Origin of the sequence: Kitasatospora sp. NPDC096128, from assembly GCF_040303105.1 — a bacterium.
GTDB lineage: Bacteria > Actinomycetota > Actinomycetes > Streptomycetales > Streptomycetaceae > Kitasatospora.
In genome coordinates, this window is record NZ_JBEOSP010000002.1 from 136,518 (window position 1) to 150,435 (window position 13,918).

9 protein-coding genes are annotated in these 13,918 nt (G+C 74.1%); 5 read left to right on the plus strand and 4 right to left on the minus strand.

The window, feature by feature from the left end; genetic code table 11:
- Window positions 1–26 precede the first annotated feature (26 nt).
- Together ABTY61_RS03115 and ABTY61_RS03120 are read right to left on the minus strand one after the other, a co-directional pair.
- On the minus strand, window positions 27–2,429 hold the full coding sequence (locus ABTY61_RS03115; RefSeq protein WP_350503166.1) for a non-ribosomal peptide synthetase: 2,403 nt from the start codon (window positions 2,427–2,429) through the stop codon (window positions 27–29).
- Complete coding sequence (locus tag ABTY61_RS03120) at window positions 2,426–3,805, minus strand: condensation domain-containing protein (protein WP_350503167.1); 1,380 nt, start codon at window positions 3,803–3,805, stop codon at window positions 2,426–2,428. Before ABTY61_RS03120 ends, ABTY61_RS03115 begins: the two co-directional genes overlap by 4 nt.
- 290 nt (window positions 3,806–4,095) lie before the next feature.
- Here ABTY61_RS03120 and ABTY61_RS03125 point away from each other — a divergent pair, with 290 nt between their 5' ends.
- From ABTY61_RS03125 to ABTY61_RS03135, 3 genes are read left to right on the plus strand one after another with little or no spacing between them, the layout of a single operon-like run.
- Window positions 4,096–6,549, plus strand: a complete 2,454-nt coding sequence (locus ABTY61_RS03125; protein WP_350503168.1) for a non-ribosomal peptide synthetase — start codon at window positions 4,096–4,098, stop codon at window positions 6,547–6,549.
- A gap of 14 nt (window positions 6,550–6,563) precedes the next feature.
- Complete coding sequence (gene glyA / locus ABTY61_RS03130; RefSeq protein WP_350503169.1) at window positions 6,564–7,952, plus strand: serine hydroxymethyltransferase; 1,389 nt, start codon at window positions 6,564–6,566, stop codon at window positions 7,950–7,952.
- Window positions 7,953–7,982: 30 nt separating this feature from the next.
- Window positions 7,983–8,195, plus strand: coding sequence for an MbtH family protein (locus ABTY61_RS03135; RefSeq protein WP_350503170.1), 213 nt, complete (start codon window positions 7,983–7,985; stop codon window positions 8,193–8,195).
- Window positions 8,196–8,270: 75 nt separating this feature from the next.
- Here the strand turns inward: ABTY61_RS03135 and ABTY61_RS03140 are convergent, their stop codons facing one another.
- Window positions 8,271–8,921 carry an FMN-binding negative transcriptional regulator gene (locus ABTY61_RS03140; RefSeq protein WP_350503171.1) on the minus strand — a complete coding sequence of 217 codons (651 nt, stop codon included), beginning with the start codon at window positions 8,919–8,921 and terminating at the stop codon, window positions 8,271–8,273.
- A gap of 63 nt (window positions 8,922–8,984) precedes the next feature.
- Window positions 8,985–10,286, minus strand: coding sequence for a lysine N(6)-hydroxylase/L-ornithine N(5)-oxygenase family protein (locus ABTY61_RS03145; RefSeq protein ID WP_350503172.1), 1,302 nt, complete (start codon window positions 10,284–10,286; stop codon window positions 8,985–8,987).
- A gap of 422 nt (window positions 10,287–10,708) precedes the next feature.
- On the opposite strand from ABTY61_RS03145, the gene ABTY61_RS03150 reads away from it, so the two are divergent.
- On the plus strand, window positions 10,709–12,598 hold the full coding sequence (locus ABTY61_RS03150; protein ID WP_350503173.1) for a non-ribosomal peptide synthetase: 1,890 nt from the start codon (window positions 10,709–10,711) through the stop codon (window positions 12,596–12,598).
- The gene (locus ABTY61_RS03155) at window positions 12,595–13,914 is read left to right on the plus strand and encodes a cytochrome P450 (RefSeq protein ID WP_350503174.1); all 1,320 of its coding nucleotides are present in this window, start codon (window positions 12,595–12,597) and stop codon (window positions 13,912–13,914) included. The genes ABTY61_RS03150 and ABTY61_RS03155 overlap by 4 nt, the downstream gene beginning before the upstream one ends.
- The last annotated feature ends 4 nt before the right edge of the window (window positions 13,915–13,918 follow it).

The window sequence follows — 13,918 nt, forward strand, 5'->3', positions numbered from 1 at the left end:
GCCGGCCCTGCGCGGGTATCCGCGGGTCAGCGCAGCGACGGCCGGGTGCTGGTGCCACGGCGCTCGGTGACGATGGCGGCCACCGCGGCCACGGTGTCCGCGGTGATCAGGTCGGCCACCTTCAGCGCGGTGCCGAAGCGCCGGTTCAGCCGCCCGACGACCTGGATCGCGGCCAGCGAGTTGCCGCCCAGGTCGATGAACGAGGCCGCGGCGCCGGGCACTTCGGCCAGGCCCAGCACCTCGTGCCAGGTCTCGCCGACGGCGGCGCGGACGGCCGGGTCGGCCGGGCGCTCCGCTGCCGCGGGGGCGGCGGAGGCGGCGGCCTCGGCGGCGAGCCGCTCCAGCTCGGGCCGGGCGATCTTGCCGTTCTGGTTCACCGGCAGCTCGGCGACCGCGAACACCCGGGCCGGGACCATGCTCTCCGGCAGCCGCTCGCGCAGGTGGGCGCGCAGGTCCTCGACCGGGGCCGAGGACCCGGTGGCCGGCCCGGTCACCGACACGTAGGCGGCCAGCGACTGGGCGATGCCCGCCGAATCCCGCACCGGCACCACGACGGCGTCCGCCACCGCCGGGTGCTCCCGCAGGCAGGACTGGATCTCGCCGAGCTCGATCCGCACCCCGCCGATCTTCACCTGGTGGTCGACCCGGCCGATCAGCTCCAGCTCGCCGTCCGCCCGCAGCCGGGCCAGGTCGCCGGTGCGGTACAGCCGGGCGCCGGGGGTGGCGGAGAAGGGGTCGGGCAGGAAGCGCTCGGCGGTGAAGGCGGGCCGGTCCTGGTAGCCCCAGCCGACGCCCAGCCCGCCGAGGAACAGCTCGCCGAGCTGGTCCACCGCGGCCGGTGCGCCGAAGGCGTCCAGCACGTAGGCGCTCTGGTTGCTCATCGGCCGCCCGTACGGGACGGAGCGCCAGCGCGGGTCGACGTCGGCCACGTCGTAGTAGGTGCTGTCCACCGAGACCTCGGTGGCGCCGCCCAGGCTGATGAAGCGGGCCTGCGGGAAGGCCTTGCGGACGGCCTCCGGCTGGGCCAGCGGGATCCAGTCCCCGCCCAGCAGGAAGGCCCGCAGCGCGCCGGTGCGGCCGGTGCCCCAGGTGCGCAGGAACTGGGCCAGCGAGGACGGTACGGAGTGCCAGACGGTGATCCCGGCGTGCTCGACCAGCTCGGCCCAGTGCTCGACGTCGTTCTCCCGGCCGCGCTCCGGCAGGACGAGCGTGGCGCCGGTCATCAGCGCGGCGAACATGTCGTAGACCGTCATGTCGAAGCTCGGCGAGGAGACGCCGAGGATCCGGTCGCCGGGGCCGAGGTCGTAGCGGGCGCTGAGGTCCAGGATCATGCTGGTCCGGCCGACGTGGTCGAGCAGCGCGCCCTTCGGCTCGCCGGAGGAGCCGGAGGTGAAGATCACGTAGGCGAGGTCCCGGCCGGTCACCCGGACCTCCGGCAGCGGGGCGGCCGGGGCGCTCGGGGCGGTCGGGGGCGTCGGCAGCTCCCCGGCCGGGCCGAGGGCGATCACCGGCACGTCCGTGGCCGTGTTCTCCGCGCCCAGGGCGTCGGCCACCACCACGTCCACCCGGCCGAGCCGGTGCAGCACCTCGCGGCGGTGGGCGGGCAGCATCGGGTCCAGCGGGACGAAGGCCGCGCCGGTCTTCAGCGCCGCGTACGCCGCCACCACCAGCTCCGCGCTGCGGGTCGCCGCCACGCCGACCCGCCCGCCGACGCCCACCCCGAGCCCGGCGATCCGGGCGGCCAGGGCCTCGGCCCGGGCGTCGAGTTCGCCGTAGGTCAGGCTGAGCCCGCCCTGGACGACGGCGATCCGCTCCGGGGCGGCGGCCGCCTGCCGCTCCACCCGACGGTGCAGGCAGACCGGCTCGGCCAGGGCCGGCCCCGGCCGGTTCACCTCCGCGACCAGCGCGCGTTCGGCGGCGGTGAGGTGCTCGACCAGGTCGATCCGCAGCTCGTCGGGGGCGCCGAGGTAGGCGGCCAGGTGGGCGGCGACCCGGTCCAGCGCCCGCTCGTCGTCCGGCCGGGCGGCGGCCCGCAGGCGCAGCGTCCAGCTGCCGTCGGCGGCCGGGGAGAGGGCGAACACGGCCGGGGAGGAGTCCGGATGGACGGACAGCTCCAGCGCCCGCCGCTGCGGGAGCGCCGGCCGCTGCCGGGCGAGGGCGGCCCGGCAGTCGGCGAGAGTGGGGGTGGAGGATCCGGTTCCGGCCAGTTCGGCGGGCTCGATCCGCCAGGCCGTCCACTCCCGCTGCCCGTCGGCGCGGCCCCACACGGTGACCGGCCGCAGCCCGCCGTAGCGCAGCACCAGCGCGCCCAGCGCGGCGGCGAGGTCCGCCGGGGCGGCCGCCCGCAGGCCGGTCAGCGGCTCGGACTCGACGGCGTCGGTACGGTCGCTCCACAGCACCGGGAGGACGGGATCGGCGTGCTCGGTCAAGAGGAGGCTCCCTGGTCGGGTTCGTGGAGGGTGTGGGCGACCGAGGCCAGCAGCTCGGAGGCGCGGGCCCCGGGGCAGTCCAGAGCCGCCCGGAGCAGCCCGTGCAGCTGCTCGGCGAGGCCGGCCGCCCAGGCCGGGTTGAAGGCCTCGGTCGAGTACTCGATGCTGAGCAGGAACTCCGGGCCGTCCTCGATGAAGGTCACCGTGGCGTCGAAGGCGTGCTGCCCGGGGTACAGGTCGATGTCCTGGCTGGTCACGCCCGGCAGTTCGGGACGGCCCGGGGCGCTGCCGCCGGTGCGCAGTTGCAGGGTGACCTGGGCCAGCGGGTTGCGGCCGGGGCGGCGGGCCGGGGCGAGCCGACGGACCACGGTGCCGAACGGCACCTCGTGGTCGATGGCCGCCAGGCCGGCGGCGTTCAGCCGGGCGGCCAGGGCGGTGACGGCCGGGTCGTCCGCGAGGTCGGCGCGCAGCACCACCATGTTGACGAAGTAGCCGATCAGCGGTTCGAGTTCCGGCTCGCCGCGGCCGGCGAGGAGGGTGGCGAAGGCGGTGTCGGGGCGTCCGGTGCGCTCGGTCAGGGCGAGGGCGAAGGCCGCGCCGAGCAGGGAGAACAGCGACACCCGGGCGGTCCGGGCCAGTTGGGTGAGCGCGCGGTGGAGCCCCGGGTCGAGCCGTACCACCAGTCGGTCGGCGGCGAAGGTCGGCCGCCGGGGGCGGCTGCGCCCGGGCGCCAGGTCGACGGCCGGGAGGTCCTGCAGTTCCTGCGCCCAGTGGCTGAGCAGCTCCTCCAGCTCGGGGCCCTGGAAGCACTCCCGCTGCCACCGGGCGTAGCGCCGGTAGGGCACCGGCAGTTCGGGCAGCACCGTCTCCGGTGCCCGGCCGGCCAGCAGCGCGGCGTACCCGGCGGAGAGTTCGTCGATGAGCACCCGCAACGACCAGCCGTCGGTGGCGATGTGATGCATCACCAGGCTGAGTACGTGCTCCTCGGGTCCGAGCCGGAACAGTCGCAGCCGGAACGGCCGGCCCGCCGCCAGGTCGAAGGGATCGCGGGCCTCCTGGTGCAGCGCGGCCGCGAGTTCGGCCCCGTCGGCGACCTCGTGCAGCGGCAACTCGGCCTCGGTGGGCGGGAGGACCAGCTGGTACGGGTCGCCGTCCTCCTCCCGGAAGGCGGTGCGCAGCACCTCCTGGCGGCGCACCACCAGGGTCAGCGCGGCCCGCAGCAGGTCGGCCCGCAGCGGGCCGCGCAGCCGGAAGGCGAGCGGGACGTGGTACGCGGCGGTGCCGGGGGCCAGCTGCTCGAACATCCACAACGCCTCCTGGCCGGAGGACAGTTCGTACCGCTCGGCCGGGTCGGTCGCGCCGACGGAACCGGGCATCGTGCTCCCATCGCTTCGCTGGAGGGGTCGGGACGTCCGAAGGGGCGGAGGCGTCGGACGGGCTCGGACGTCGGTGCCCGGGAACCCCGGCCCGCGCCGGGAAGGAGTTGCGCCGGCCGGCGGGCGATCACGGTCCAGTCTGTCAGCCGTACGCACTCTGCGGAAGATCCTCCCCGTGGGTGGGCCGGAAAACTCCAGCGGGAAAAGGAGTTGGTTGTCATACATCGGCGGGTGCGGTATCCCTTGATCTCGAACCTGTCCGGTGCATGCTCACTTCCCGGGAGTCGCGAATGACCGGCACACACATGGCCGGCGGCCTCGTCACGACGGCGGCCGTGGGCCTGGTGCGGTTGCCGTGCGATCGGTGGCTCGCCAATCAGACCGTCAATCGGGGCAGTTCGCGTACGCATCCGGTTCCGGAACCGGTCCTGGCCCGATTCCTGCACCTCGCGGAGGAGCCCGACGGCGGGCCGGACGCGGTGCTCGCGGCCGTGCTCGCGGTCCTGCTGCACCACTACGCGGGCCAGCAGGACGTCCAGTTGACGCTGGACGGACCCGAGCCGGTGCGCGTCACCGTCGAGGAGGACGCCGGCCTGCGGCGGATCCGGCAGCAGGTGGGGCGTCAAGTGGCGCGGGGAGAGGGCGGGGTGGCCGAGGCCGAGGCCCCGCTGACGATCCGGCTGCGCCCGGCCGAGGCCGGGCCCGGGGCCCTGCTGGAGGCCGCGTACGACCCGGCGCTGCTGGACGAGCCAACCGCTGCCCGGGTCCTGGAGCACGCCGCCCGGCTGCTGGCCGCGCTGGTCGCCGACCCCGAAGGACCGGCCCGGCGGGCCCGGTTCGGCTCGGCGGAGGAGCGCGAGCGGATCCTCGCGGACTGGAACGGCACCCGGACGCCGTACCCGGACTCGACCGTGGTGGCCGCCTTCGAGGAGCAGGTGCGGGCGACCCCGGCCGCCCCCGCCGTCGAGTTCGAGGGCGAGGTGCTCAGCTACGCCGAACTCGACCGGCGCGCCGGGCTGGTGAGCCGCCGGCTGAACGCGACGGCGGGCTCCGGCTTCGTCGGGATCCACCTGGAGCGCTCGGTCGAGCTGGTGGTGGCGATCCTCGGGGTGCTCAAGGCCGGGCTCGCCTACGTACCGCTCGATCCCGAACTGCCCGCCGACCGGGTGCGGTACATGGTCGAGGACTCCGGCGCCGCCACCGTGCTGTGCCGCCCGGAGGACGCCGAGGCCCTGGCCGGGCTCGGCGTCGCCGCGCTGACCGTCCGCCAGGCCGAGGAGGAGGCCGAGCACGAGGCCGTCGCGGAGGGGGAGCGGAGCCGCCCGGAGATCACCGGCGACACCCCGGTCTACCTGATCTACACCTCCGGCTCCACCGGCCGCCCCAAGGGCGTGCTGAACCGCCACGCGGGCGTGTTCAACACCGTCCACTGGCGGCGGCGGCGCTTCCCGCTCGGCCCGGCCGACCGGGTGCTGCAGAAGACCCCGTTCGGATTCGACGTCTCGGCCTGGGAGTTCCTCTGGCCGCTGGTCTCCGGCGCCTGCCTGGTGGTCGCCCGCCCGGGCGGCCACCGGGACACCCGCTACCTCAAGCGGACCATCCGCGACCGGGGCGTCACCGTCGTCCACTTCGTGCCCTCCATGCTGGACGCCTTCCTGGAGGAGGACGACCTGGCCGGGCACTGCGCCGGCCTGCGGCTGGTCTTCGCCAGCGGCGAGGCGCTCGCCCCGACCACCGTCCGGGCCTTCTTCCGGCAGCTGGACTGCGAACTGCACAACCTCTACGGCCCCACCGAGGCCTCCATCGAGGTCTCGCACTGGCAGGCCGCGCCGGACTTCGCCGGGCGGGACGTGCCGATCGGCCGGCCGATCGCCAACACCGGCCTGTACGTGGTCGACGAGCGGCTGGAGCCGGTGCCGGTCGGGGTGGCGGGCGAGCTGTGCATCGGCGGCGTCCAGGTCGCCCTCGGCTACCACCGGCAGCCGGAGCTGACCCGGGAGCGGTTCGTCGCCGACCCCTTCACCCCGGGCGCCCGGCTGTACCGCACCGGCGACCTCGCCCGGTACCGCACCGACGGGCAGATCGAGTACCTCGGGCGGCTCGACGACCAGGTCAAGATCAGCGGCTTCCGGATCGAGCCGGGCGAGATCGAGACCGTGCTGCGCGGCCTGCCCGGGGTCGGGCAGGCCGCCGTGCTCCCGGTCGGCGAGGACGGCGCCCGGCGGCTGGCCGCCTTCGTGGTGCCCGACCAGCAGGGCGCGTTCGACCCCGGCGCGTTCGACCCGGAGGCCTGCCGGGCCGCGCTGGCCCGCGCGCTGCCCGCCTACATGGTGCCGAAGCAGTTCACGGCCCTTGAGGCGCTGCCCACCTCGACCAACGGCAAGCTCGACCGCCGCGCGCTGGCCGCGCTCGCCCGCCCGGCCGATCCGGCCCGGGCCACCCCCGCCTCCACCTCCACCCCCGCCTCCGTGCCCGCCCCCGCCGACGAAGCCGGGAACGCCGGGAACGCCGAGGACACCGGGCCCGACCTGGAGACGACCCTGCGCGCGCTGTTCGCCCAGTCGCTGGGCGTCGCCGAGGTCGGCCTCCACGAGGACTACTTCGAACTGGGCGGCCACTCGCTGGCCGCCGTGAAGCTGGCGACCCGGATCCGGGCCGCGCTCGGAGTGGACCTTGACGTCTGGACCCTGTTCGACTTCCCCACCGTGGCCGAGTTGGCACGTGAACTCGCCCGGCCGCTCTGACGAAGGACGGTCCCATGTCAGTTTCCCCCGCCCCCGGCCGCGCCCCGGAGGACGCCGAGGACACCGAGGACACCGTGCGCGACCTGCTGGTCGCGGGCGCCGAGCGGCTCGCCGCCGACGACCCGGAGCTGCACCGGGTGCTGGCCCGCGAGCAGGCCCGGCAGAACGCCACCCTGTCGCTGGTGGCCTCCTCCAGCGTGGTCGACCCCTCGGTGCTGGCCGCCCAGGCCTCGACCGCGGTGAACGTGACCGCGGAGGGCTATCCGGGCCGCCGCTACCACGCCGGCTGCGGCGTCATCGACGACATCGAGAGCCTGGCGATCGACCGCGCCAGGAGCGTCTTCGGCGCCCGCTACGCCAACGTCCAGGCGCACTCGGCGACCACCGCCAACTACGCGGTGCTGTCCGCCCTGTTGAACCCCGGGGACACCCTGCTGGGGATGAGCCTGGCCGAGGGCGGCCACCTCACCCACGGCAGCCCGGCCGCGTACGCCGGGCAGTACTTCGACGCCGTCGGGTACGGGCTGGACGCGGACGGGCTGATCGACTACGGCCAGGTGGCCGAGCTGGCCCGGGAGCACCGCCCCCGGGTGATCATCTGCGGGGCCACCGCGTACAGCCGGATCGTCGACTTCGCCCGCTTCCGGGCCATCGCCGACGAGGTCGGCGCCTACCTGCTGGCCGACATCTCGCACGTCGCCGGACTGGTCGCGACCGGTCTGCACCCGAGCCCGGTCGACCACGCCCACATCACCACCGCCTGCACCCACAAGCAGCTGTTCGGCCCGCGCGGCGGCCTGATCCTGGTCGGCCGGGACCACGACGCCCCGGCGCCGAAGGGCAACGGCGACCTCAGCGCCTTCCTGCAGCGCGCGATCTTCCCGTACTACCAGGGCGCCCCGGCGCTCAACAGCATCGCCGCCAAGGCCCGCGCGCTGGCGATCGTGGCGACCCCGGCCTTCGCGGCCACCACCGAGCGGATCGTCTCCTTCTCCCGCGGCATGGCCGCCGAACTCGGCCGGCGCGGCTACCCGATCGTCTCCGGCGGGACGGACAACCACACCGTCCTGGTCGACCTGCGGGCCCGCGGCCTCAGCGGCCTGGTGGCCGAGGAGGCGCTGGAGGAGTGCGGGATCGTGGTCAACAAGAACCGGGTGCCCGGCGACACCACCCCGCCGCTGGTCGGCGGCGGCGTGCGGCTGGGCTCCAACAGCGCGGCGCACCGCGGGATGGCCGGGGCGGAGGCGGCGCGCTGCGGCGAGCTGATCGACACCGTGCTGTCCGCCGTCACCCCGCTCGGGCCGCGCAGCTACCGGCTGTCCGACGACGTCCGCTACGCGGTGTCCTCCCAAGTCGCCGAGCTGGCGGCGAAGTTCCCCCTGCCCGGCTACGCAACCAGCTAGCCGCCCGCCCCTTCCGGAAGGAAACCGCAGATGAGCGAGCTCGACGACGACCGTCGGCACCTGGTGGTCCTCAACGACGAGGAGCAGTACTCCGTCTGGCCGGCCGACCGGGACGTCCCGGCGGGGTGGCGGGCCGAGGGCTTCGAGGGGACCCGCCAGGAGTGCCTGGCCCACGTGTCCGAGGTGTGGACCGACATGCGCCCGCTCAGTCTGCGGCGCGCCATGGACGCGAGCCGGGGCTGACCGGCCCGGCGGGAACGCCGGAAGCCCGGGGCGGTACCACCGCCCCGGGCCCCCGGCCTTCCGGACCTCGGGAACTCAGCGCTCGTCGGCGCCCAACCGCAGGGCCCGCATGGTGTCGGCGACCTCCCGGTGCAGCCCGGAGCCGCTGCCGGCGAAGCGCTCGATCACCCGCTGCTGGACCTCGGGGTCCTTCTCCTGGCTCAGCTTGAACATCACCTCGACCTTGGTCACGGTGAAGTGGATCCCGCCGACCGCGCCGACGATCTGCCGGTGGTACTCCAGCGAGGGGGCGAGCGGCATGCCGTCCCCGAACCGGTCCTCCAGCGTCTGGGCGGTGGTGTGGACGATCGTCAGGGTCTCGTCGTCCTCGGCGAGTCGGATCACGCCCTCCAGGTGGACGGCCACGTAGTTCCAGGTCGGCGCGACCATCGGGGCCGAGTAGAGGGTCGGGGTGACGTAGCCGTTCGGGCCGTGGAAGACCAGCTTCGCCGGGCCGCCGCCGTCCGCGAGGAGCTGCTGCCAGTGCGGGTTCACCCGGGTCATGTGGGTCCACAGCCGCATGCCGGGCAGCGGGGCGCCGGCGGCGTCCGGCGGGGCGATCACCGGGACGTGGGTGGCGTGGGGGGTCGGGTCCCCGTTGCTGGTCAGCACGGCGAGCGGGTGCCGTTCGATGACCCGCAGCGGCCAGTCGTCCCCGTCCACCTGGTAGAGCTTCGGCGTGAACACTCGTTCTCCTCGGTATCGGTGATGCGGCGCTACAGCGCTACGGCGTTGCGGCGCCCGCACGGGTCAGCCGGACAGCGCCTTGACGAGCATGTCGCCGATCTCCCCGGCGCGGACGGCGGAGAGGGACAGCAGGGTCTCGGAGAGGCCGTGGCTGTGCTCGCCGAAGCCCTGGACGTAGATCCCGCACCGCACGCTCTCGTCGGTCACCACCCGGTGCTCCCGGTCGAGCCGCAGCCGGCCCTGGTCGTCGAGCCCGCAGTGCGGCAGCAGGCCGTCCAGGAAGACGGCCGGGTCGGTGCGGGTGTAGCCGGTCGCGCAGACCAGTGCCTGGGCCTCGATGAGGGTGCTGGTGCCGGAGGAGAGCGATTCGACGTCGACCCGCAGGCCGTTCGGAGTTTCCGTCACTTCGCGCACCCGGGAGACGTTGTGGAAATTCAGCCGGGGATTTCCGGCCACCTTTTCCAGATACGCCTGCCGGAACAGCGACTGCAGCAGATCGGCGTCCACCACCGAGTAGTTGGTGCCGGCGTGATAATCGATGAGGCGCTGCCGGACGTCGTCCGGCGCGGTGTGGAAACGGTCCACCGCCTCGGGGTTGAACACCTGGTTGGCGAACGGACTGTCGTCGGCGACGCTGAACCCGTAGCGGGCGTGCACCGAGTGCACCCGCGCCCGCGGGAAGCGCGCGTGCAGGTGCTCGATCACCTCCGCCGCGCTCTGGCCCGAGCCCAGCACCACGAAGGAACGGGGGTCCTGCGGCTCGATCCGCTCGACCTCCGACAGGAACCGGGAGGTGTGCCAGATCCGCGGCGAGTGGGGCAGTTCGGCGGGCAGCCGCGGCTCGATCCCGGCGGCGACCACCAGGTTGCGGGCGCGCTGGACCTGCCGGGTGCCGTCGGGGCCGACGTAGACCAGGTCGAGGAACTCGACCCCCTGTTCGCCGGCGACCGGCTCGACCGCCACCACCCGGGAGCCGTAGGAGACGAGGTCCGCGAAGCTCTCCGCGACCCACTCCAGGTAGTCGTGGAACTCCACCCGCAGCGGGTAGAAGGACTTGGTGTTGATGAAGTCCGCCAGTCGGCCCTTGGCCTGGAGGTAGCACAGGAAGGAGTACGCACTGGTCGGGTTCCGCATGGTCACGAGGTCCTTGAGGTACGAGACCTGCATGGTCGCGCCCTCGATCAGCATGCCCCGGTGCCAGCCGAAACGCGGCTGGGCCTCGAAGAAGCGCGCGGTGACCGGCGCCCCGTCGGCGATCTCCGCAATGGCGGCCGCGAGGGCCAGATTCGAGGGGCCGAAGCCGATTCCGGCCACGTCGACGATGCCGGTTCCGGCGACTACGCCGGAACGTTGCCGCTCTCCCACGGACTTCCCTGCTCTCTCCCTTTTGGGGATGGCCTGTCTGGGTCGACGTCGAGTCCGGTCGACCGATGACGGTGTTCAGGGCAGCACGCTGCCGCGGCTCCTGATCACTCCATGACAGTAGGAGCTGCCCCACCGGCTGTGCAAGCAAAAGGGGAAAATCCCGATCACCGGTGGTGAGTTGGCGTTGTCGTGGCGAAGAGATCCCGCCCACCCTTGACGGCGCATCGTCACGCTGAATAGCATCCGAAGCGTTCGAGGTGGGGGCATAGCCGTACCCCAAGTCATCGACTCGGCAAAAGAGTTCGACACCGGGTATCCGAACTCCATTCACTGACTTCTCGTCAAGAACTGACCAGGGCACTGACAAGGGCAAGGTTTCGCGCGAAGGGATCCGCGACCGCACCATGTTGGAATCACCGGGCATGACCGAGTCGGATCCCCTGTCGGGGTGGACCCTTGCGAGCCGCTTCGCCGCCGTCGCGGCGGCCGCCCCGACCGCGACCGCGGTCCGCAGCGAGGCCGGCGACCTCGACTACGCCGGACTCGACGCCGCCGCGACCGCCCTCGCCGCCCGGCTGCGCCGCCGCGGGGTGCGCCGCGGCGACCGGGTCGGCGTGCTGCTGGAGCGCTCGCCCCGGCTGGTCGTCGCGCTGCTCGGCATCCTCAAGGCGGGCGCCGCGTACGTGGCCGTCGACCCGGGGGACCCGCTCGCCCGGCTGCGGACCATCCTCGGCGACGCCGAGGTGCCGCTGGTGGTCACCGACGAGGAGCAGCAGCCGAAGCTCGACGGTGAGTTCGCGTACCTCGACATCCTCGACGAAGGTGCCGGGCCCGCGCCCGGCGACCAGGGAGCCGACGCCTCCGCGCTCCCGGTCGGGCAGACCCCCGAGGACCTCGCCTACGTCGCCTACACCTCCGGCTCCACCGGCCGCCCCAAGGGCGTCTGCGTGCCGCACCGCGCCGTGCTGCGCCTGGTGCTGGACGCCGGCTACCTCGGCGCCCGCCCCGACGACGTCTTCCTCCAACTCGCCCCGGTCGCCTTCGACGCCTCCACCCTGGAGATCTGGGGCGCGCTGCTGAACGGCGGCTGCCTGGCACTCGCCCCGGCCGGGCGGCTCGGACCGGCCGAGATCGTCAAGGCCGTCCGCGACACCGGCACCACCGTGCTGTTCCTCACCACCGCCCTGTTCCACCAGGCGGTCGAGGCGGGCCTGGGCGAGCTGCCCGCCCTGCGCCTGCTGCTCACCGGCGGCGAGGTGCTCTCCGCCGAACACGTCGGCCGGGCGGCCGCCGCCCTGCCCGGCACCCTCGTCTCGGCGGCCTACGGCCCCACCGAGAACACCACCTTCACCAGCACCCACCCCGTCCGCGGACCGCTCGGCGACCGCGGCGTCCCGATCGGCGGACCGATCGACGGCACCGGCATGGCCGTCCTCGACGAGCGGCTGGACCGGGTGCCCGACGGCACCGTCGGCCGGCTCTTCGTCAACGGCAGCGGCCTCGCCCACGGCTACCTCAAGCAGCCCGGCCTCACCGCCGACCGCTTCCTCCCCGACCCGTACGCGACCGCCCCCGGCACCCGGATGTACGACACCGGCGACCTCGCCCGGCGCGGCCCCGACGGCGCCTACGAGTTCGCCGGGCGCGCCGACGGCCAGCTCAAGGTCAACGGCGTCCGGATCGAGTCCGACGACATCGAGGCCCGGCTGCGCCGCCACCCCGACGTCCAGGACGCCGCCGTCGTCCTCCAGGACCACGGCCCCGGCGACCGCCGGCTGGTCGCCTTCTACAGCGGCCCGTACGCCGTCTCCTCGGTGGAACTGCGCCGGTCCCTGGCCGAGGACCTCCCGGCCACGATGATCCCCTCCGCCCTGGTCTGGGTCGACCGGCTGCCGCTCAAGGCCAACGGCAAGGTCGACCGGGACGCCCTGGCCGCCCGCCGCGGCCGGAGCCGCCCGGACGGCGAGGTGCCCTACCGGGGGCCCGCCGACCAGGTCGAGCGCCGCCTCACCGTGCTCTGGCAGGAGATCCTCGACGTCGAACCGGTCGGCGTCGACGACGACTTCTTCGACCTCGGCGGCCACTCGCTGACCGCCAGCCGGATCACCCGCGAGATCGCCGCCGAGTTCGAGACGGTGATCCGGGCCCGGGCCTTCTACCTCGATCCGACCGTCGCCGGCCTGGCCGAGCAGATCAGGGCCAAGCGGCCGGACCTGGCCTCCGACGCCGGACCGGCTCCGGTCGCCGCGCAGTCGGGCAGCGCGCAGTCGGTCGCCGCGCAGTCGGGCGGCGCGCCCGAGGCCGCGCAGTGAGGATCACCCGCCCCGGCGGCGAGGCGGAGCAGGACCCCGAACGCGTCGACCTGAGCGACCCGCACTTCTACGCCACCGGCGACCCGCACGCGGTCTGGCGGCACTACCGCCACAAGGCCCCGGTCACCCGGCTCACCGTGCCGAGCGGCCGCGGCTACGTCTCCGTCACCGCGCACGCCGAGACGGGCACCGTGCTGCGCGACCACGCGCTCTACACCTCCCGGCGCGGCAACATGCTCTCCGTCCTCGGCGAACAGGACCCGGCGGCCGACCGGATGATGGTCGCCAGCGACCCGCCGGTCCACGGCTACCTGCGCCGCCCCGTCGCCCAGGCGCTCTCCGCCCGCGAACTCGCCGCCCGCCGCCCGGCCATCCGCCGGATGGCCCGGTTGCTGCTGGCACCCCTGGCGAGCGGCGAACCCTGGGACCTGGCGGCCGCGATGACCGCCTTCCCGATGATGTTCACCGGCGCCCTGATGGGCCTGCCGGAGGCCGACTGGCCGGAACTGACCCGGCTCACCACCGTCGCGATCGCCCCCGCGGACCCGTCCTCCCGGGACGACTCCGGCGGCCACCAGCTGGTCTCCGCCCACCACGAACTCTTCGACTACTTCGCCGAGGTGGCCGCCGACCGCACCCCGCGCGAGGACCTGGTCGGCCTGCTCCAGCAGCTCACCGTCGGGGACCGGACGATCCGGCTCGACGAGGTCATCTACAACTGCTACAACGTGCTGCTCGGCGCCAACGTCACCGCGCCGCACGTCATCGCGACCACCGTCAACGCCCTGCTGGAGCACCCGGAGCAGTACCGGAGGCTGCTCGACGGCGGGGCCACCGTCGCGTCCGCCGTCGAGGAGGGCCTGCGCTGGGCCTCCCCGGCCACCCACGCGATGCGCTACGCCACCGAGGACACCACCCTCGGCGGCGAACCGGTGCGGGCCGGCGAGGCGGTGGTCGCCTGGCTGGGCTCGGCCAACCGGGACGAGACGGTCTTCGACGACCCGTACCGCTTCGACCTCGCCCGTACCCCCAACCGGCACCTCGCCTTCGGCTTCGGCCCGCACTACTGCGTCGGCGCCCCGCTGGCCCGGATCGCCCTGGCCGAGTTCTTCACCGAGGTCACCGAGCTGGTGGAGCGGTTCGAACCGGCCGGCCCGGTCGAGCACCTGGCCTCCAACTTCATCGCCGGGATCAAGCACCTTCCGGTGACCGCCCGGCTGCGCCCCGGCGCCGACCGGCAGCTCGCCCGGGACGCGAGCCGCACCACCCCGCACCACCCCGCACCACCCCGGAACGAGAGGACCTTCCTGCCGTGATCGA

Coding starts and splice junctions, on each gene's coding strand:
- ABTY61_RS03120 (WP_350503167.1), bottom strand. CDS start 3,805: ATGCCCGGTTCCGTCGGCGCGACCGACCCGGCCGAGCGGTACGAACTG.
- ABTY61_RS03125 (WP_350503168.1), top strand. CDS start 4,096: ATGACCGGCACACACATGGCCGGCGGCCTCGTCACGACGGCGGCCGTG.
- glyA (WP_350503169.1), top strand. CDS start 6,564: ATGTCAGTTTCCCCCGCCCCCGGCCGCGCCCCGGAGGACGCCGAGGAC.
- ABTY61_RS03135 (WP_350503170.1), top strand. CDS start 7,983: ATGAGCGAGCTCGACGACGACCGTCGGCACCTGGTGGTCCTCAACGAC.
- ABTY61_RS03150 (WP_350503173.1), top strand. CDS start 10,709: ATGACCGAGTCGGATCCCCTGTCGGGGTGGACCCTTGCGAGCCGCTTC.